This window comes from Frigoribacterium sp. VKM Ac-2859, from assembly GCF_013204925.1.
Classification (GTDB): Bacteria; Actinomycetota; Actinomycetes; order Actinomycetales; family Microbacteriaceae; genus Frigoribacterium.
Genome location: NZ_JABMLC010000002.1, coordinates 1,533,036 through 1,553,125 on the forward strand (window position 1 = coordinate 1,533,036; position 20,090 = coordinate 1,553,125).

Here is a 20,090-nt window from a genome sequence, read left to right on the forward strand (position 1 = left end):
GACGGGGGAGGCGAGGCGCGTCATCGGGCCCCGACCACGGTAACCCTCGGTGTGGGCCGGTGATTCCCGACCTCAGGAGGCGCGGGTCGCCTCCGCGAGGATCGCCGCCACCCGGCCGGGCACGGTCTCGTCCTGCAGGCTCGTCGTGTCGCCGAGGGGTCGGCCGTCGACGATGTCGGCCAGCAGCCGCCGCATGATCTTGCCCGAGCGCGTCTTGGGCAGGTCGGGCACGACGAACACGGTCGCGGGCTTGGCGATCGGCCCGATCTGGTCGGCCACGTGGGCGCGCAGCGCGGGGGACATCGACCCCGCGAGCGGAGCCCACACCGACGGCTCGGCGACGTCGCCGGCGTCCCGCACCGCGCCTCCTTCCGGCCGTGTCGACGGCACCACGAACGCCGCGATCGCCTGGCCGGTGCGTTCGTCGGCCACGCCGACGACGGCGGCCTCGGCGACGGCCGGGTGCGACACGAGCGACGACTCGAGCTCGATGGTCGACAGGCGGTGCCCCGACACGTTGATCACGTCGTCGACCCGGCCGAGCACCCAGATGTCGCCGTCCGCGTCGTACTTCGCGCCGTCGCCCGAGAAGAACCAGCCCTGCCGCCAGTAGGTCGCCCAGTAGCTGTCGCGGTACCGCTCGGGATCGCCCCAGACCGTGCGGGCGAGGGCCGGCCCGGTCCGCTGCACGACGAGGTAGCCGCCGCTGCCGTTCGGCACGCGCTCGCCGGCGTCGTCGACCACGGCGGTCGAGAGCCCGGGCAGCGCCCGCAGCGACGAGCCGGGCTTGAGGGTGTCGGCGCCGGGCAGCGGGGCCATGACGGCGGCCCCCGTCTCGGACTGCCACCACGTGTCGACGATCGGGCACCCGCCCCGGCCGAACTGCTCGTGGAACCAGACCCACGCCTCGGGGTTGATGGACTCGCCGACCGTGCCGAGCAGGCGCAGCGACGACAGGTCGTAGGTGTCGGGCAGTCCCTCGGGGAACCACGACGACAGGGTCCGCACCAGCGTCGGCGCCGTGTAGTACGTGGTGACGCCGTAGCGCTCGATGATCTCGAGGTGGCGGGCGGGGTGCGGGGTGTCGGGCGTGCCCTCGTAGATCACCTGGGTCAGGCCGTTCGACAGCGGGCCGTAGATCTCGTAGGTGTGCGCCGTCACCCAGGCGAGGTCGGCGGTGCACCAGTGCACGTCGTCGGGCTTGGCGTCGAAGACGGCCCAGTGCGTCCAGTTGGCCTGCGTCAGGTAGCCGCCGCTCGTGTGCACGAGTCCCTTGGGCTTCCCGGTGGTGCCGCTCGTGTACATGATGAACAGCGGCGTCTCGGCGCCGAAGAACTCGGGTTCGTCGGTGTCGGGTTGCGCGTCGACGACGTCGTGCCACCAGAGGTCGCGCCCCTCGGTCCACGGGACGTCGGGCGTCTGCTCGCCGGTGCGCCGCACGACCAGGACGTGCTCGATCTCGTTGTCGCCGTTGACGGCGTGGTCGGCGTTCGCCTTCACCGGCACCGCGGCCCCTCGGCGGAACTGCCCGTCGGTCGTGACCAGCAGCTTGGCCCGGGTGTCCTCGACGCGGAACTTCAACGCCTCGCTTGAGAAGCCGCCGAAGACGAGCGAGTGGATCGCGCCGAGTCGGGCGATGGCGAGCGTCACGACGATCGTCTCGGCGATGACCGGCAGGTAGACGACCACCCGGTCGCCCTTCTCGACGCCGAGCGATCGCAGGCCGTTGGCGGCCTTCACGACCTCGCGCTGCAGTTGTGCGTAGGTGATGTCGCGACGGTCGCCGGGCTCGCCCTCGACGTGCAGGGCGACCTTGTCGCCGAGGCCGGCGTCGACGTGCCGGTCGACGCAGTTGACGGCGACGTTGAGCGTTCCGTCGGCGAACCAGGTCGCCTCGGGCACGGTGAGCGTCCCGTCGGGCCCCTCGGTCACGGGCTTCCAGGTGTGCGCGACCGTCCACGGCGTGTGCCAGTCGAGCCGCTGCGACGCCTCGGCCCAGAACGCGACCGGGTCGGCGGCCGCGCGGGCGTGCTCGGCCGAGGTGACGTTGGCCCCCTCGACGAGCGCAGGAGGCGCGGCGAAGGTCCGTCGCTCGTCGAGCAGGTTCGAGATGGTGTCGCTGGTGGCCATGCGTCCCACGCTACGGGCGGCACGCCGGTGGCGGGCGTCGCGGGGCAACGCTGCGTAACGCGCGGGGACCGTGGCGGCGACGGGCGAGACCGTCGGTTCTTGTCGTTCAGGATGCGACGTGAGATATTGGTATGTCACGTGATTCCGACCCGAGAGAGAAGCATGTCCGACTCGACCCCCCACCGTCCTCCGTCCGCTCCCTCGTCGTCGCGTCGGGGTGGTGCTTCCTCGACGGGCGGCGGGTCGGCAGGATTCCGTCGCGACGTCCAGGGGTTGCGCGCCGTCGCCGTCGTCGCGGTCGTGCTCGAGCACGTCTCGGGCTGGCCGCACGGCGGCTTCGTGGGCGTCGACGTCTTCTTCGTGATCTCGGGCTTCCTGATCACCGGGTTGTTGCTCCGTGAGCACGCTCGGACGGGCCGCATCTCGCTGGCCGACTTCTACCGTCGCCGGGTCCGACGCCTCCTGCCGGCGGCGCTCGTCGTCGTCGCCGCGACCCTGCTCGCCGCGACGGTCCTCCTGCCCGACCGCCGCGTGGTCGGGCTCGGGATCGACGCCCTCTACTCCCTCGCCTTCGTGGCCAACTGGCACTTCGCCGCCGTGGGCACCGACTACTTCACCGCCGACGGACCCGTCTCGGCCTTCCAGCACCTTTGGTCGCTCTCGGTCGAAGAGCAGTTCTACGCGTTCTGGCCGCTCCTCGTGATCGTCGTCCTCGGCTTCGGCCTGCGGCGTCCGGGGCGCCCCGCGGCCGTCTCCCGCGAGACGGGCACGGGGTCGGGGTCGGGCCGACGGCTCGTGCTCGCGGCCGTGATCACCGCCCTCTGCGCGGCGTCGTTCGTCTGGGCCGTGGTCGACACGGCGGGCGACCCGACGGGCGCCTACTTCTCGACGCTGACCCGGGTCTGGGAACTCGGGCTCGGTGCCCTGGCGGCGCTGGCCGTTCCGCTGACCCGGCGGTTGCCGCGGGCGATCGGCACGACGCTCGGCTGGCTCGGTCTCGTCGGCATCCTGGCGAGCGTCGTGGTCGTCGACGGGCAGACCGCGTTCCCGGGCCCGTGGGCAGCGCTTCCCGTGGTCGCGACCCTGGCGGTCGTCGTGGGCGGCGGCGTGCCCGGGGCCGTCGCACCGGCGCCCCTGGCGAACCGGGTCACCGACTACCTGGGTGCGATCAGCTACTCGCTCTACCTCTGGCACTTCCCGATCGTCGTCATGATCCGCGCGGTCGTGCCCGAGGGCGAGCTGCTGGCCTACCCCCTGTCGCTCGGCTTCGCCGTGGTGGGTCATCACCTCGTCGAGAAGCCCTTCATCTCGTCGCCCCTGCTCGCCCCGCGACGGGGCGAGGGCCGTCGTCGGCTGTGGCGTCGCTGGGCCGACGACCAGGCGCCGTCCGCCGGTCGGGCCGCCCTCGGGGGCCTCGGCATGCTGGCCGTCGTGATGGTGGTGGCCGCGGTGGTCTCGGTCCGGCCCGTGGCGGCGCCGCCCGTGCTCCCGCCCGTCGCAGGGGGCACCGGCCTCGGGGCCTCCGTCGAGGCCGGGGCGTCCGACGGCGGTGCCGACGGCGACGGCGTCGACGGCTCCGGTCCGGTCGGTCCGGCCGAGGGGGCGATGGCCGAGTCCGTCCGGGCCGCGCTGGCGGCGACCTCGTGGCCGACGCTGACCCCCGACCCGGGCGACACCATGCCGTTCGGGGCGAACAACGACTGCGGTCGCGTCGATCTGCCCCTGCCGCGCGCCGAGTGCACCTTCGGCACCGGCGACAAGACGGTCGTCCTCGTGGGGGACTCGACGGCCGCCGCCGAGCTGGACGCCGTGGTCGAGATCGTCGAATCGGACGACAGCGGGTGGCGTCTGGTCGCGCTTCCCCTGTTCGGTTGCCCGTTCGTCGATCTCGCGGTCGCCCAGAATTCCGACCCCGAGAGCTGCACCACCCACCAGGCCGACGCCGTCCGGACGATCGTCGAGACGGCACCCGACCTGCTCGTCGTCACGAACTCCTTCGTCCCGTTCGAACACGCCGACACCGGCGCACCCGTCACGCCGCGCGAGTACGCCGAGGCACTGCAGCGCCAGCTCGAGTCGGTGGGTGGCGCGGCGACGCGCACCGTGTTCGTCACGCCCCCGCCGGCACACCGGTCGCTCGACGACTGCTACCGCCCGGGCGGCTCGCCCGTCGACTGCATCTCGTCCGTGTCGGCGGATCACGCCGCCAACCTCGCCGAGACGCAGAAGACGATGAGCGCCCTGGGCGGTTCCCTCGTCGACACGTCGCGGTTCCTCTGCGTCGACGGGCTCTGCCCCGCCTTCGTCGACGACGTGCCCGTCAAGCGGGACTTCACCCACTACACGGGGGCGTTCGACGCCAAGCTCGCCCCCGTGCTGCGCGAACTCGTCTTCGAGGCCGAGGCCGAGGCCGAGGCCGAGGGCGGCCCGGCCGCCTGACGCCCGGACGAGCACGGGCCGCCGGGCCGCCGGGCCGCCGGGCCGCCGGGCCGCTGGGCCGGCGGGCCAACGGGCCGACAAGCCGACGTGCCGACGTGCGGCCGGGTCGGCGAGTCCCTCGAACGGGAGGCGGGATCGTGACCCCGTCGTGACCGGTCGCCGCCTATCGTTGCCAGGTGACCCACAGCCCTCGACGCCGTCCTGCTCGTCGATCGACCCGTGCCGTGGGTGGGGCAGCGCTCGCCGCGGTCCTCGTGTTCGCCCCGGTCACGGCCGTCGCCGCGGACGCCCCGGCGACCGCCGCCTCGTCACCGGTCCCGAGCGCCTCCTCGTCACCGGCCCCGACCGTCTCCTCGTCACCGGCCCTCGCGGCCGACGTGCCCGAGCTGTCCGCGCCCGCCTCGAGCGCGGTGCCTGCCGCAGCCCCCGCCGCGGCCCCCGTCGATGCGATGAACTACGTCGTCAACGCGGTGCCGGGCGCCGTCACGACCGAGGCGGCCTCGGCCGCGGTGGTCGGCGCGGGCGGCACCGTCCTCGCCCGGTGGGACGAGATCGGGGTGGTGACCGCTCGGTCGACCGCCGCCGGTTTCGTCGACCGGGTCCGCGCCTCCTCGTCCGTCGAGTCGGCCGGTCCGACCCGGACGGCCGCCGTCCGTGCGACGCCCGACGCCGACACGGGGGGCGACGCCGAGTCCTCTGCCGTCCCGTCGACGGGAGTGCAGGCGACCGGTCTGGCCGAGCGGGTCGCCGACGTCGACGATCCCGGCGAGGAGCGGCGGTGGAACGACCAGGCCGTCCACGCCGCCGAGGCGCGTGCGGTGCAGCCCGGGACCCCCGCCGTGCTGGTCGGCGTGCTCGACAGCGGCATCGACGCGACGCACCCCGACCTCGTCTCGCAGGTCGACCCGGCCGCCTCCGTGGGTTGCAGCGTGGACGGCGTCGCCGACCCCGACCCCGCCGCCTGGGCGCCGTCGTCCGACGCCGCGACGAGCACCCGCGAGCACGGCACGCACGTGGCGGGCATCATCGCCGCGGCCGACGACGGCCGGGGTGTCGTCGGGGTCGCCCCGGGCGTGCGGTTGGCCAGCGTCAAGGTCGTCGACGCGGACGGCTTCATCTACCCCGAGTACGCGATCTGCGGCTACATGTGGGCGGCGCAGCAGCAGATGGACGTGACGAACGCGAGCTTCTTCGTCGACCCGTGGGCCGCCTGGTGCTCGGCCGACCCCGACCAGGCCCCGGCCCTCGACGCGGTCGCGCGGGCGGTCGCCTGGTCCCAGCACGAAGGCGTCCTCGACGTGGCGGCCGCCGGCAACGCCACGGTCGGCGCCGTCGCCGTCGACCTCGCCCACAAGACCGCCGACTCGCTCAGCCCGAACGACTCGACCCCGCAGCCGGGGCGCGACGTCTCGCAGGGGTGCTCGCAGCTTCCCGCCGAGGTCGACGGCGTCGTCACCGTCTCGTCGGCCCAGCAGGGCGGAGGCGGTTCGATCGAGAAGTCCCGGTTCTCGAACTACGGTGCGGGCGTCGTGGACCTGACGGCCCCCGGGTCCGCCGTGCTCAGTACGGTCCCCGGTGGCGGGTTCGCCGCCCTCAGCGGGACCTCGATGGCGGCTCCGCACGTCGCCGGGGTCGCGGCCCTGCTGGCGAGCGTGCACCCGGGCGCGACCCCGGCCGAACTGCGGGACCTGCTCGCCCGGCAGGCCGGCGGCGAGACTCCCTCCGAGTACTTCGGGGCCGGCATGGTCGACGCCTTCGCGGCCGTGACCGAAGACCTGGGACGCGGGGCGGTCGCCGTCGCCCCCGACGGCGTGCTGCAGGCGGGCGCGGCGGCCACCCTGCGGGGCGCCGGCTTCGTGCCCGGTGAGACGGTCCGGGCCGAGGGCGACGCGTTCGACGAGTCGACGTCGAGCGTCGCCGACCAGCGCGGCCGGGTCCAGCTGCCCGTCCGGCTCTCGCCCGGCACCCCGACGGGTCCCCTGTCGTTCTCCGTGGCCGGGTCGTCGGGCTCGAGCGCGGTCGTCGACGTCGAGGTGCAGGAGGCGCTGGCCGGCCCGGTCGTCACCTCACCGGCCGACGGCGACCGTCTGCCCTCGGGGCGGACCGTGGTCGTCGAGGGCACCTCGATCGACTCCGCCCGCGTCACCGTCACCGTCGAGCCCGCCGCGAGCCCGCCCGCCGGGGACCCGCCCGCCGGGGATGCGCCCGCCGGAGACCTGCCCGCCGGGGACCTGCCCGCGACGGCCCGGGCCTTGGCGGCCGCTCCCGACGCTGCCGAGTCCTCGACGGTCCGTGCCGAGCAAGACGGCACGTTCCGCGCGACGTTCGCCGGCCTCGCCGCCGGTGACTGGCGGGTCTCGGCCGTCACCTGGACCGTGGACGACGTCGTCTCGGCGACCGGTCCCGCCGTCCTCTTCGCCGTCGACCCGGTCCCGGCTCCCGTGCCGGGTGACGAGGCCGGCGTCCCGGCCGAGCCCGGGGCCGCACCGGCCGGTCCGGGGTCGGCGTCGCCCACGCCGGGCTCCTCGCCGGGCGAGGGCGTCGTCCCCACCGGTGCCCCGGGGCGCCCGCTCGCCGCCGACCCGGCCCGCGCCTCCTCGGCCGCTCTCGCGTGGACCGGTTCGGAGCCGGGGCCGGTGGCCCTCGCCGCCCTGTTGATCGTCGCGTTCGGCGTGGTCGGCGTCGGCGTCGGGCGGCGTCGTCCCGGCGACGAGCCCCGGTAGGGGCCGCCCGCCCGCTCGTCAGTCTAGCACGGGTCGTCGCACGAGGGAGGTCGGTCGACGGCTCGTCAGGGCACTGCCGGCGGCGACGACGAGGGGAAGCCCGACGGCCACGACGGCGAGCACCCACCACGGTGGGGCGAACGGCAGGTCCGAGGCCCAGACCATGGCCCCCGTCGGCACCAGCCCCAGGATCGTGCCCAGCACGGCACCCGTGCCCACGACCACCACGCCCTGCCAGAACGACATGGCGCGTCGCTGGGCGTCCGTGCCTCCGACGGCCTGCATGGTCACCTGGTCGCTCAGCCCCTCGGCGCGGGCGAGCCCCAGGGCGACCGCGGCCGCCGCGGCGCAGACGAGGGTCGTCGCGAGGAGAGCCAGGACGAGGGCCAGGTCGAGGCCCCGATCGGCGGGACTCGTCTCGACCGTCGCCCGGCCGTCGGTGGCGGTGGTGACCGCGGCCCGGAGGCCGGCGGCCTCGTCCTCGGTCGGCTGCCGGTCGGTGACCATCACGACGGCACGCTGGGTCAGCTCGAAGCCCAGCCGCTCGGCGGTGCCGGGGCTCATCAGGACGGCCCCGGTGCTGAGCGTCGTCGGACGCTGGACGACGGCCGGGAGCGACACGGACGTCGAGGGGGTGGCCGAGGCGTCGAAGCCGTCCGCGACCTCGGCCGGGGTGGCGAGACCGATGGTGGCCTCGCCGTCGACGACGAGCGACGGGTCGAAGGCGATGACGCCGCCCGACTCGAACGCGGCGCGGGCGGCCGTGGACGGAGCGGCCCCCAGGGTCACGGCGAGGCCGTCCTCGTCGGTCACGATGATGTTGTCCTGTGACGTGAACAAGCCGAGCGGGTAGTCGCAGGCAGGGTCGGCATCGGTGATCCGCTGCGCCTCACGGGACGACAGGCCCTCGAGGCGCCCCGTTGACGAGTCGCAACGGTCGGGGACGGTCAGCACGGCCCACGGCGTGACCGCGTCGACGGCGACCGGGGCGCCGTTCGAGTCGTAACCACTGGGGACCGGGGTCTGCCACACGGCACGGTCGCCCACCGGGAGGTCGCGCGCGACGGCGGCGACGGCCGCGGAGTCGAGCGAGGCCGCCTCGGGGGAGCCGCCCGGCACGCGGAGGTCGGACGCCTGGTCGTACGAGATCGCCACGGTGCCCGCCGGGTAGGGGCGATAGAAGGAGTCTTCGGACTGTCGTGCGGCCGCGGTCGACATCGAGACGCCGAACACCGCGACGAACACCGCCGTGGTGACGGCCGCCACGGCGGGAGCGGTGCGGGCGACCCCGTGGGAGGCGTCGCGCAGGGCGAGCCGCAACGGCACGGGTGCGAGCGTGGACGCGCGCCCGAGCCGACGGACGAGCACCGGCACGAGCAGCAGGACGCCGACGAGGGCGGCCACGGCGGAGACCGCGAGGCCGACGAACGCCGCCCACCACCAGCGTGAGCCGACCGGGACCGAGGTGGCGTACGAGACCCATCCCGCCCCGAAGCAGGCGAGGACGCCGCCGACGACGAGGACGCCGGCGAGCACCGCGGATCGTCGGCCGCGGCCGCGGTCCGACGCGGCGTCCACCGCCCCCGAGGCCGTCCCGCCGCGCAGCGAGTCCATCACGTCGACCCGGGCGGCACGGCGCGCGGGCACCACGGCCGCGATCCACGACACGGCGACGGCGAAGAGTCCGATGCCCGCGACCACGACGCCGGGGACGTGGACGCCCCAGAAGGCGAACGGGCCCACGTCGACGCCGGCTCGACGGGCGAGGGCCACGACGCCGATGCCGAGGTCGACTCCCACGGCGAGACCGGTGACCGCGGCGACGACGCCGACCCACACCCCCTGCCGCGTCACGATCCGGGTCAGCGTGCGCTGGTCGGCCCCGACCGCGGCCAGCACGGCCAGCGTGCGGCGTTGCCGACGGGCCCCGACCCCGAAGGCCGCCCCCGCGAGCAGGGCGACCTCGGCGCCGGCGAACACGGCGAAGACCACGCCGAGGGCGGCGTAGGTGCCCGTGCTGCCGTAACCCGCCTCGCTCTCGAGCCCGGGGGTGCCCTCGGGCGGGGGGTCGGCGACGACCGCCGCCGACCAGACGACGAATCCCGCGCGTCCCAACTCGCGCACCTCGCCCCAGTCGACGGCGTCCCCCACGAGGTACTGCTCGGACGACGTCGACGACGCCGAGGCCGTCGACGACGGATCGGGCAGGCCCGCCGCCAGGTCGTCGCGGGCGAACACCTGCCGGTCGTCCGTGCCGCCGCCGACCTCGGACATGATGCCGACGACCGTGACCTCGAGGTCGCGCGGGCCGTCGGCGCCGGGGACGCGGTGCACGGTCGTGGTCGATCCCGTCTCGAGCCCGTCGTCGCGGGCGAGGGCGGGCGTGACGAGCACCTCGTCGCCCCGCTCGGCGGCCCGCCCCCGCTCGAGCACGTAACGGCCCTCGAAGGCCGGGTCGGTCACCGGTCCGATCACGACGCCGGCAGGGGACGTGCCGACCCGGGTCCAGAGGGTGCGCAGGGTGAGCGTCCGCTCGACCCCGGGCACGACGTCGGCCGGCGGGCGGTAGGTCACCTCGTCGCCCGACCACTGGTTCAGCCCCCGGACGGACTGCCGGGTCTCGTAGCCGGTCCAGTGCACCCGGGCGGCCGTCTGGCCCAGCGTCGAGGTGATCTCCTGCCGGGTCGTGGGCATCGCGCTCGCGACGAGCACCGCCGCCCCCGAGGCGCCGGCCACGGGCAGCGCGATCAGCAGCACGACCATCACGTACTCGCGCAGGCGCCTGAGCACCTGTCGACGCGCGACGAGGCCGCCGGCCGTCACCGCGCCTCCGGGGTCAGCAGCGACTCGGGCCCCCGCGGCGCGGACTCGTCGACGAGGCGGCCGTCGCGGAGGAACACGATCCGGTCGGCCCAGGCGGCGTGGCGGGCGTCGTGCGTGACGAGCAGGCCCGCGGCACCCGCGTCGACCCGTTCGCGCAACAGGCCCATGACCTCGTCGCCCGTGCTGCTGTCGAGCGCGCCGGTCGGCTCGTCGGCGAGCACCAGGCGACGGCTGCCGACGAGGGCGCGGGCGATCGCGACGCGCTGCTGCTCGCCGCCCGAGAGCTCGGCGGGGAAGGCCCGTCCTCGAGCGGCCAGGCCCAGGGTGGCCAGCGCGTCGTCGGCGGCACGCCGGGCGGCACGGGTGCCGATGCCGTCGAGTTCGAGCGGCAGGGCGACGTTCTCGGCCGCGGTCAACGTCGAGACGAGGTTGAACTGCTGGAACACGAAGCCGACCGACCGTCGTCGCACCCGCGCGACCTCGGCCGCGCTCAGGTCGGCGAGCCAGGTGCCGTCGACCTGCACGTGTCCTGCGGTCGGCGTCGTCAGGCCGCCCGCGATCGCCAGCAAGGTCGACTTGCCCGAGCCGGACGCGCCCATGACGGCGACCAGCTCGCCCTCGAAGACGGTCAGGCTCACGCCGTCGAGGGCGGTGCGGGCGAGGTCGCCGGTTCCGTGTTCGTGCCCCACCGCGAGCAGGGTCAGCACCTCGGCGCGCTCGGTCACGACCGACCTCGTGCGGCCCGCGCCGGCCCCGGCGTCCGGGCAGGGGACCCGGGCCCGCTCGTCGTCGGGGCCACGGCCTCGACCGCCCACTGCCGTTCGGCGAGCGACGCCCGGCGCAGGCTCGACTCGACGTGGTCGAGCCAGCGCACCTCGGCCTCGGCCGCGAAGATCATCGAGTCGACGACGAGGCGCCAGGCGAACTCGCCGGGCGCCTCCGGGTCGCCCCCGGCGTGCTTGGTCCGGGTGAGTCGCTGCAGCTTCGCCAAGGAGGCGCGGCGCTGCGTCTGCACGAGCGTCGCCACGTCCACCCCCGGCAGGGTCGCGGCGAGGGCGAACTTGAGCGGCAGCTCGTCACGGGTGGCGTCGGGGGTGTCGACGGCCGTCCCGAGCCAGTGGGCGACCTCGGCCCGTCCGGCGGCCGTGATGCGCCAGAGTCGTTGGTGTTCTCCGGCGGCCTGCCCGGTGCCCGCCACCGAGGCCTCGGCGGCGGGCGACCCGTCGGACCCGGGCGATCCGTCGGACCCCGGCGACCCGTCGGCCTCGGGCGACGTGTCGCGGGGCGAGGGCTCGTCACGCTCGACGAGGCCGTCGCGGTCGAGCCGGTCGAGGGTGGAGTACACCTGGCCGACGTTGAGCGGCCAGGTGGACCCGGTGCGTCGGTCGAACTCGCTGCGCAACTGGTAGCCGTACCCCGGGCCCTGGTCGAGGATCGCCAGCAGGCCCAGTCGCACGGTCACGGGGCCGCCTCGCCGTCCGGTCGTGCCGTCACGTGGCCTCCTGTGGTCGAGTCGCGGCGTCGCCTCGTGGCGCCCGTGCATACCGAGTATGCCCCGCATCGTCGACTCCGACAAACGGCACCCGCGACGTCCGTCGACGGCGCCGTCGACGGCGCCCTCGACGGCGCCCGCGTCGACGTCCGCGCCGGCGGCACCCGACGGCCGTCCCGCACCGGCCGGGGCAGGAGGCGCGGGTCGGCCCCGGGCACCGACCGACCTAGGATGGTCCGCGACCCGCCGCCGCCCTCCTGGAGGACCTCTCGTGACCAAGGCCCCGACCGTCTACGACGTGGCCGCCCACGCCGACGTGTCGATCGCGACGGTGTCGAGGGTGCTGCGCCGTCCCGACGACGTGCGCCCCGAGACCCGCAGCCGGGTGCTCGAGTCGGTGCGTGCCCTCGGCTACGTGCCGAGCGGCGCGGCCCGCGGCCTCGCCGGCCGGCGCACGGGTGTGCTCGGCCTCTTCCTGCCGGGCCACGACGGTATCGACGGCCCCGAACCCGACTGGGCCCGGGTGTCGGACGCCTCGCGCATCCCGCTGATCGACGATCGCGAGCGGGCGGACCCGCCGACCGTCGTCGACCCGGGCCGCGGTGCGGCGACCCTCACCGCGCCTCCTCGGGTCGACCACGCGTCGAACCCGGCGAACCTGTACTTCGACGAGGTGCTGCGCGGCGCCGAGGTCGAGGCCTGGCGACGCGGGTTCGCCCTCATGGTCGCCGCCGGGCGGGGGTCGAGCCGCGAGGTGATGGTCAACGACATCGCGGGGCGGGTCGACGGGCTCGCGGTGCTGGCCCAGACGGTGCCGGGCGACCTGCTGGCGCACGTGTCGCGACGCATCCCGGTCGTCGTGCTGGCCGACTCGCGCCCGGGCGACGACCTCGACCACGTCGGCGTCGACAACGTCGCCGGCATGCACGCCCTGACCGACTTCGTGCTGGGATCGCGGGGGGTGCGCGACGTCGCCTACGTCGCCGGACCGTCCGACTCGCCCGACGAGCTCGACCGTCACGCCGGTTTCGACCGGGCCGTCGAGGTGCACCGCGCGGCCGGCGCGCGCGTCACGGTCCGGGTCGAGCCGGGCGAGTTCTCCCGTGCCGGCGGTCGTCGCGCGGCGGCGGCCCTGCTCGAGGCCGGCGACCTGCCCGGAGCCGTCCTCTGCGCGAACGACCAGTCGGCCCTCGGCGTCCTCGACGTCTTCGGCGAGCAGGGCGTCGACGTGCCCGGTCGCGTGCTCGTGACGGGGTTCGACGGCATCGACGCCGGCCGGTTCTCCCGGCCCCGGCTCACCACGGTGCGCCAGCCGATGGGCGAGCTCGGCCGCATCGCCGTCCGCACGGTCGTCCGGCGACTGACCGACCCGGGAGCACCCGCGCAGCGGGTCACCCTGCCGGTCGAGGTGCTGCTCCGCGAGAGCTGCCCCGCGCCCTGAGCGTGGCCCGCCCGCGAGCCCGCCCGCGCCTCCGCCCGCGAGCCCGCCCGCGCCCCCGCCAGCGAGCCGGCCGGCGCCTCCGCCCGGTCCTACCCCAGCCCGCGCTGCCCGGTGTCGGCACCCGTGACGCTGCCGTCGTCCGGCCCGAAGACGAAGTAGTGCACGCGGTCGGCGTCGACGCCGTGGCCGATCAGTGCGGCCCGGGCGATCGCCATGAACGGCACCGGCCCGCACAGGAACACCCGGTGCGACGCGGTGAGGTCGACCCGGGCCAGGTCGATCGGGTCGAGGTAGACCCCCGGCCCGTCGATGGACGCCTCGGCCAGCGCGCTGAGCGCCGACAGCGACCCCTGCGTGTAGCTGACCCGCAGCGTCGCGTTCGGCATCGACGCGACCAGCGCCTCGAGTTCGACGCGGTGGGCGTGCCGCTCGGGGGTGCGCTCGAAGTGCAGGACCGTCACGACGCGGTCGGGCTCGGTGCGGGCCAGGTGGTCGAGCATGCCGAGCACGGGCGTGCAGCCGATGCCCGCCGAGACGAACAGCAGCGGGGCGTCGTCGAGGTCGTCGATCGTCAGCGACCCGATCGGGGGCGAGACGCTCACCACGTCGCCCACCCGCAGCTCGCGCATCAGGTGCGACGAGACCTCGCCGTCGGGGGCGGGCGGTTCGCCGACCAGCAGCCGTGCGCTGATGCGCCACTGCTCGTCGTGCCCGCCGCGCAGGCTGTACTGCCGGATCTGCCGGGCCCCGTCGGGCAGTCGCACCTGCACCGACGCGAACTGGCCGGCACGGTACCGCGGCAGCGTCTCGCTGTCGGCCGAGACGAGGGTGAGCGCGACGACGTCCTCGGCCTCGACGCGGTGTTCGGTGACGAGGGCCTCGCGCCATTCCTCGCCCGGCTCGAGGTCGGCCTGCCGGTAGATCGCCTCGACCGTCGTCACCATCTCGTCGCGGGCCTGCCGGTAGACGGCCGACCACGCGTCGGCGACCTCGGCCGTGAGCCGAGGGCCGAGGGCGGCCGCGAACGCGTCGCCGAGGTGCCGCTCGAACAGGTCGTACTCGTCGCGGGTGACGCCGAGCGCCGCGTGCCGCTGGGCCAACCGCGAGACGATCTCGCCGGGCGTCGCCGGTGCGAGGGTCGGCGCCCCGGCCTGGCCGACGGCGTCGGCGTCGCCGTCGACGCCGGACGGTCCACCCCCCGAGGAGGCGCGGTGCCGGTCGCCACCGGCGGCACGCGTCGACCCCGGGGCCGCGTCGAGGACGGCCTGGGCGAGCGCCACGATCGTGCGGGCGAGCTCGCGCTGCTGCCGCCCCTGGGCGAGGTCCCCCCGGTTGAACTGGTCCCGCAGCAGATCGGGTCGCGTCGCGAACAGGCGGCGGTAGAAGTCGTCGGCGATGTCGTGCGCCCGCTCGGCGACCACGGGCAGCGAGGCGCGGAGCGCTCGCAGCTGCGTCGTGCTGGCCATGCGGGTCCCTCCGGTCGGCCGGGGTGCCGTGACCGGCACCCGACGCCGATTCTGGCGTGCGGGCCCTGGCATCCCCTGACGGTTGGCTCGGCGTCGAACGACCTCGCGCCTCCTCGGGGCCTCTCGACGGGGCCGACCACTTGCGCCCCTGCGATGTATGCGCTTACAGTGGGCCCAGCTCACCTCGACGACGAATGAGAGAACGTGGCGATGACGCACGCGACACCCCCTCGGCGACACCCACGCCGACGCTTCCGCACGCTCGCGGCCCTGGCAGCGGCCACGGCCGCCGTGCTCGTGGCCACCGGCTGCAGCATCCAGATCCGCAGCCAGCCCGACCCCAGCATCGGGGCCGACACGATGCTGATCAACGCTGACAAGGGCAACCCGCAGTTCGAGCGCAACTTCAACCCGTTCCTCACGAACAAGCGCACGGCCTCGACCTGGATCTACGAGCCCCTGCTCGAGATCAACCCGCTCGACGGCGAGATCACGCCCTGGCTCGCGAGCGAGACCGTCCTGCCCGACGCGCGCACGATCGACATGACGATCCGCGACGGCGTCGAGTGGTCCGACGGCACGCCCATGACCCCGGCCGACGTGGTCTACACGTTCGACCTCATCAAGGCGAACCCCACGCTCGACCTCAAGGGTGCGTGGCAGCACATCGACACGATCGAGCAGCAGGGCGACCACGTGGTCTTCCACCTGCAGACCGACGACGTGCCGGCCATGGAGATCATCGGTCAGACGACGATCGTCCCCGAGCACCTGTGGAAGGACGTCGACGACCCCACGACCTTCCGCAACCCCGACCCGGTGGGCACCGGACCGTTCACGCTCGGCAACTACTCGCCGCAGCAGTACTCGATGGACAAGAACGAGACCTACTGGCAGGCGGACACCATCGAGATCGGTCACCTGATCCTGCCCGCGACGAACAACCAGCTCGACACCGTCACGCGCGGTTATGACTGGTCGTACTCGTTCATCAGCGACGTCGAGGGCACCTGGGGTGCCGCCAGCCCCGACAACCAGTTCTGGTTCCCGCCGGGCGGCGTGATCGGGCTCGTGCCGAACTTCACCAAGGCGCCCTTCGACGACGTGAACGTGCGTCGTGGCATCGCCCTGGCGCTCGACCGCGGCCCCATCGCCGAGTCGGCCACCGAGGGCTACCTCGAGCCGGCCGGTCAGACCGGGCTCATCCTGCCCAACCAGCAGGACGACCTCGACCCGTCGATCCCGAACGCCGGCATCCTCGAGCAGGACGTCGACGGCGCCCTCGCGGCGTTCGCCCAGTCGGGCTACACGCAGCAGGGTGACGAGCTGGTCGGCCCCGACGGCCAGCAGCTCGAGATCACGATCCTGACGGCCAACGGCTACACCGACTGGCTGCGGGCCGTGCAGGAGGTGCGGAGCCAGTTGGGCGCGATCGGCATCGACGTGCAGATCCAGGCTCCCCAGCCGGCCGGCTACCAGTCGGCCATCGCGAACGGCGAGTTCGACATGGCGATGGGCGGCATGGGCAACGGCAACGTCTACCAGGCCTACAACAACCTGCTCAACAGCCAGTTCGCCACCCCGGTCGGCGAGACCACGGCGGCCAACTTCGAGCGGTTCAGCGACCCGGCGGTCGACCAGCTGCTCGACGACTGGAAGGCCACGACCGACCCCGAGCAGCAGAAGCAGTACGCCTACCGGTTGCAGAACGTCGTCTACGACCAGCTGCCCGTGATCGGCCTCTACTACGGCGGGCTCTGGGGTCTGTTCAACGACTCGAAGTTCACCGGCTGGCCCACCGCCGAGAACCCGTACATGGCACCGCAGAACTACGACCAGGCACCGCTGCTGATCTTCACGAAGCTCAAGCGCGTCGACCAGGAAGAGGGCGACCAGTGAAGTATGCAGCCCAGAAACTCGGCCTGTTCGTGCTCACCCTGTGGGCGGCGGTCACGCTGAACTTCATCCTGCCGCGGTTGATGCCCGGCAGCCCGACCGATGCCGCGATCGCCAAGCTGTCGCAGAACGGCCCGGTCAGCGCGGCGACGCGCGCCGCCATCGAGGCCCAGCTCGGCGTGCCGAGCGGCAACGTGCTCCAGCAGTACGTCAGCTACCTCGGTCAGGTCGTGCGCCTGGACTTCGGCACGAGCTACACGTTCTTCCCCGAGACGGTCGGCCACCTGGTCGGCCAGGCCCTGCCGTTCACGCTGATCCTCGTCGGGGTCTGCACGATCATCGCCTTCGTGCTCGGCACCTTGATCGGGGTCGCCGCGGCCTGGAAGCGCGGCACCTGGCTCGACTCGCTGCCGACCCTGTCGGGCAGCTTCATGAGCACGTTCCCGTACTTCTGGACCGCCCTGCTGCTGCTGTTCTTCCTGGGCTACGTGCTGCACTGGTTCCCCACCACGGGGGCCTACGGCGCGACGACGACGCCCGGGTTCACGCCGGCCTTCGTCGGCGACGCCCTGCAGCACGCCGTGCTCCCGGCGATCACGATCCTGCTGACGAGCCTCGGCGGCTGGATCCTCGGCATGCGCAACGCGATGATCTCGACGCTGGGCGACGACTACGTCACCTTCGCCGAGGCCAACGGGCTCAAGGGCCGCACGGTCGCCGTGCGCTACGCCGCCCGCAACGCGATCCTGCCCAACCTGACCGGCTTCGGCCTCGCCCTGGGCGGCGTGGTCGGCGGCTCGATCCTCGTCGAGCAGGTGTTCGGCTACCCCGGCATCGGCTACCTGCTGTTCAACGCCGTCATCGGCCAGGACTACCCGCTGATGCAGGCCCTCTTCCTGATGATCACGGTCAGCGTGCTCGTCGCCAACTTCCTCGTCGACATCTTGTACGGCGTGCTCGACCCAAGGACCCGCCGATGACCTCCACCGTGTCCGTCCACCTGCCCGAAGGCGCGCCCCTCACCGGGCCCGCCGAGCAGAAGGCGCCCAGTCGCTGGCTCACCATCGGCCGCATGGCCGCGACCATCTGGTCGAACCCCAAGGCGAAGATCGGCGTCGTCATCTTCGGCGTGTTCGTGCTCGTCGCGATCTTCGCCCCGCTGCTCGCCCCCTACGGCGCCAGCGAGAACGGCTTCGAGCGCAACGCCGACGCCAGCTGGGCCCACTGGATGGGCACGACGGCGGCCGGCGAGGACGTCCTCAGCCAACTGATCTACGGCGCCCGCATCAGCGTCTTCGTCGGTGTCGTGGCGGGCGTGCTGTCGACCCTGGTCGCCGTGGCGATCGGGCTCAGCTGGGGCTACATGAAGGGCTTCGGCGGCGACGTCGTCGGCTTCGTCGTCAACTTGTTCCTCGTGATCCCGGGTCTGCCCCTGATGATCGTCATCGCGGCCTACCTGCAGAACGGCGGCATCACCGTGATCCTCGCGGTGATCGTCATCACGGGCTGGGCGTGGGGCGCCCGCGTGCTGCGCAGCCAGACGCAGTCCCTGCGCTCGCGCGACTTCGTCACGGCGGCACGGTTCTCGGGCGAGAGCGCGGGACGCATCGTGTTCCGCGAGATCCTGCCCAACATGACCTCGCTGATCACCGGCTCGTTCTTCGGTGCCGCGACCAGCGCGATCCTCGCCGAGGCCGGCCTCGAGTTCCTGGGGCTCGGCGACTCGTCGATCGTCAGCTGGGGCACGATCCTCTACTGGGCTCAGAACTCGAACGCCCTGCTCACCGGCCAGTGGATACTGCTCTTCGCGCCCGGCCTCTGCATCGCCCTGCTGGCGATGAGCCTGACCCTGATCAACTTCGGCGTCGACGCCGTCGGCAACCCTCGACTTCGCGAAGGCGCGAAGCAGAAGAAGGAGGCGCGCAAGTGACCGCCACGGACCTCACCACCGCAGACCGCGCCTCCTCGTCGTCCGACGACGTGCTGCTCGACGTCCGCGACCTCAGCGTCGTCTACGAGAGCGCCGGCGCCGAGCCCGTGCAGGCCGTCGACCACGTGTCGTTCCGGCTGAAGCGGGGCGAGTTCGTCGGGCTGGTCGGCGAGTCCGGCTCGGGTAAGTCGACGCTCGGCTACGCGCTGACCCGGCTGCAGAAGCCGCCGGCGCGCACCAACGGCGGCAGCATCTGGTTCGACGGTGCCGACGTCCGCGACCTCGACACCGAGGCCCTGCGTCAGCAGCGTCAGGGCGGCTTCGCGATGGTGCTGCAGTCGGGCATGAACGCGTTGAACCCGGTGCGCACGATCCGCAACCACTTCGTCGACGTGTTCAAGGCCCACGGCCACGTGCCGCGCGATCGGTGGCACAGCCGCGCCGCCGAGCTGGTCGCCAAGGTCGAGCTCGATGCGGGCGTGCTCGCCCGGTTCCCCGGCGAGCTGTCGGGCGGCATGCGCCAGCGCGTCTCGATCGCCCTCGCCCTGTCGCTCGAGCCGCAGCTGATGGTCTTCGACGAGCCGACCACGGCGCTCGACGTGCTCGTGCAGCACGCCGTGATGGACACGATCATCTCGCTGCAGCAGAGCGAGGGCTTCACCGCCGTCCTGATCAGCCACGACCTCGGCATCGTGCTCGAGTCGGCCCAGCGCGTGCTCGTGATGCACGAGGGTCGCATCGTCGAGGACGGCCGCTCGGCCGACGTGCTCGCCGACCCGCAGGACGACTACACGAAGATGCTGCTGTCGCACTACGCCGACCCTCGTGCCGAGGTCGTGTCGCTGCCCGGTTTCGAGGACCGCTCGGTCCGCCGGGCCCGGGGCGACCGCCGCGTCGACACGACGACCTCGGTGCCGACCGTCGCCACGCGCGGCCAGCGCACGGCGCAGCACGCGATCACCGTGAGCGGCGTGACCAAGACCTACGCGCCTCCTCGTCGGGGCGACGACCTCGTGCGGGCCGTCCGCGACGTGTCGTTCACGCTCGAACCGGGCCAGTCGCTCGCCCTCGTCGGGCAGAGCGGCTCGGGCAAGAGCACGATCGCCAAGCTCGTCACGGGCGTCGAGAAGCCGACCAGCGGCAGCGTCACGTTCGGCGACACCGACGTCACGGCGCTCCGCGGCCGCGCCCTGCGCAGCTTCCGCAGCGACGTGCAGATGGTCTTCCAGGACCCGTACGCGGCGTTGAACCCGCTGCACACGGTCGAGTACACGCTCACGCGTCCCGTCGTGAACTACACCGGCCTGACCGGTCAGGAGGCGCGGCGCCGGGTGCTCGAGCTGCTCGAGACGGTCGGTCTGACGCCGGTCGAGCAGTTCGCGGCCAAGCTGCCGCACCAGCTGTCGGGTGGCCAGCGGCAACGCGTCGTGATCGCCCGGGCCCTCGCGAGCGACCCGCAGGTGATCATCGCCGACGAGCCCGTCTCGATGCTCGACGTCTCGCTGCGGGCCGGGGTGCTCGCGCTGCTCGAGGACCTCCGCGAGCAGTGGGGCGTCTCGATGCTCTACATCACCCACGACCTGCTCAGTGCCCGGCTGATCACCGACGACATCATGGTGCTCGACCAGGGCGCCGTGGTCGAGCGGGGGCGCACGGCCGAGGTGCTCCAACGGCCGACCGACCCGTACACGGTGAAGCTGCTCGACGCGGTGCCGAACCCGCGCCGCACGCACCGCGCCTCCTGAACTCC

General features: G+C 73.6%; 12 protein-coding genes. 7 read left to right on the top strand and 5 right to left on the bottom strand.

Annotation, left to right across the window (positions count from 1 at the left end):
• Window positions 1–72: 72 nt before the first annotated feature.
• Window positions 73–2,130 (bottom strand): acetate--CoA ligase, encoded by a 2,058-nt coding sequence (gene acs / locus HQQ78_RS15220; RefSeq protein ID WP_173154580.1) that lies wholly within the window; start codon window positions 2,128–2,130, stop codon window positions 73–75.
• A 162-nt stretch (window positions 2,131–2,292) separates the two neighbouring features.
• On the opposite strand from acs, the gene HQQ78_RS15225 reads away from it, so the two are divergent.
• Entirely contained in the window at window positions 2,293–4,569 is a 2,277-nt protein-coding gene (locus HQQ78_RS15225) for an acyltransferase family protein (RefSeq protein ID WP_173154583.1), read from the top strand.
• Between the two features lie 176 nt (window positions 4,570–4,745).
• A complete protein-coding gene (locus tag HQQ78_RS15230) occupies window positions 4,746–7,292 on the top strand; it encodes a S8 family serine peptidase (RefSeq protein ID WP_371740410.1) in 2,547 nt (848 codons plus the stop codon).
• Window positions 7,293–7,310: 18 nt separating this feature from the next.
• Here HQQ78_RS15230 and HQQ78_RS15235 read toward each other — a convergent pair whose 3' ends face one another.
• Genes HQQ78_RS15235 through HQQ78_RS15245 form a run of 3 tightly spaced genes read right to left on the bottom strand, consistent with a single transcriptional unit; the run spans window position 7,311 to window position 11,577 of the window.
• A complete protein-coding gene (locus HQQ78_RS15235; protein ID WP_173154586.1) occupies window positions 7,311–10,115 on the bottom strand; it encodes an FtsX-like permease family protein in 2,805 nt (934 codons plus the stop codon).
• Window positions 10,112–10,840: an ABC transporter ATP-binding protein gene (locus tag HQQ78_RS15240; RefSeq protein ID WP_173154589.1), complete on the bottom strand. Its 729-nt coding sequence runs from the start codon at window positions 10,838–10,840 to the stop codon at window positions 10,112–10,114. The genes HQQ78_RS15235 and HQQ78_RS15240 overlap by 4 nt, the downstream gene beginning before the upstream one ends.
• Entirely contained in the window at window positions 10,837–11,577 is a 741-nt protein-coding gene (locus HQQ78_RS15245) for a PadR family transcriptional regulator (protein ID WP_159825583.1), read from the bottom strand. Before HQQ78_RS15245 ends, HQQ78_RS15240 begins: the two co-directional genes overlap by 4 nt.
• A gap of 301 nt (window positions 11,578–11,878) precedes the next feature.
• Here HQQ78_RS15245 and HQQ78_RS15250 point away from each other — a divergent pair, with 301 nt between their 5' ends.
• Window positions 11,879–13,048 carry a LacI family DNA-binding transcriptional regulator gene (locus tag HQQ78_RS15250; RefSeq protein ID WP_371740409.1) on the top strand — a complete coding sequence of 390 codons (1,170 nt, stop codon included), beginning with the start codon at window positions 11,879–11,881 and terminating at the stop codon, window positions 13,046–13,048.
• An 89-nt stretch (window positions 13,049–13,137) separates the two neighbouring features.
• On the opposite strand, the gene HQQ78_RS15255 is transcribed toward HQQ78_RS15250, so the two are convergent.
• Window positions 13,138–14,514 carry a globin domain-containing protein gene (locus HQQ78_RS15255; RefSeq protein ID WP_056049708.1) on the bottom strand — a complete coding sequence of 459 codons (1,377 nt, stop codon included), beginning with the start codon at window positions 14,512–14,514 and terminating at the stop codon, window positions 13,138–13,140.
• A 210-nt stretch (window positions 14,515–14,724) separates the two neighbouring features.
• Here HQQ78_RS15255 and HQQ78_RS15260 point away from each other — a divergent pair, with 210 nt between their 5' ends.
• The 4 genes from HQQ78_RS15260 to HQQ78_RS15275 are packed head-to-tail and all read left to right on the top strand — an operon-like array spanning window position 14,725 to window position 20,085.
• Entirely contained in the window at window positions 14,725–16,413 is a 1,689-nt protein-coding gene (locus HQQ78_RS15260; protein ID WP_173154596.1) for an ABC transporter substrate-binding protein, read from the top strand.
• Window positions 16,410–17,390 (top strand): ABC transporter permease, encoded by a 981-nt coding sequence (locus HQQ78_RS15265; RefSeq protein ID WP_056049705.1) that lies wholly within the window; start codon window positions 16,410–16,412, stop codon window positions 17,388–17,390. Before HQQ78_RS15260 ends, HQQ78_RS15265 begins: the two co-directional genes overlap by 4 nt.
• A complete protein-coding gene (locus HQQ78_RS15270; protein ID WP_173154599.1) occupies window positions 17,387–18,340 on the top strand; it encodes an ABC transporter permease in 954 nt (317 codons plus the stop codon). The genes HQQ78_RS15265 and HQQ78_RS15270 overlap by 4 nt, the downstream gene beginning before the upstream one ends.
• Window positions 18,337–20,085, top strand: coding sequence for an ABC transporter ATP-binding protein (locus HQQ78_RS15275; RefSeq protein WP_173154602.1), 1,749 nt, complete (start codon window positions 18,337–18,339; stop codon window positions 20,083–20,085). Before HQQ78_RS15270 ends, HQQ78_RS15275 begins: the two co-directional genes overlap by 4 nt.
• Window positions 20,086–20,090 lie beyond the last annotated feature (5 nt).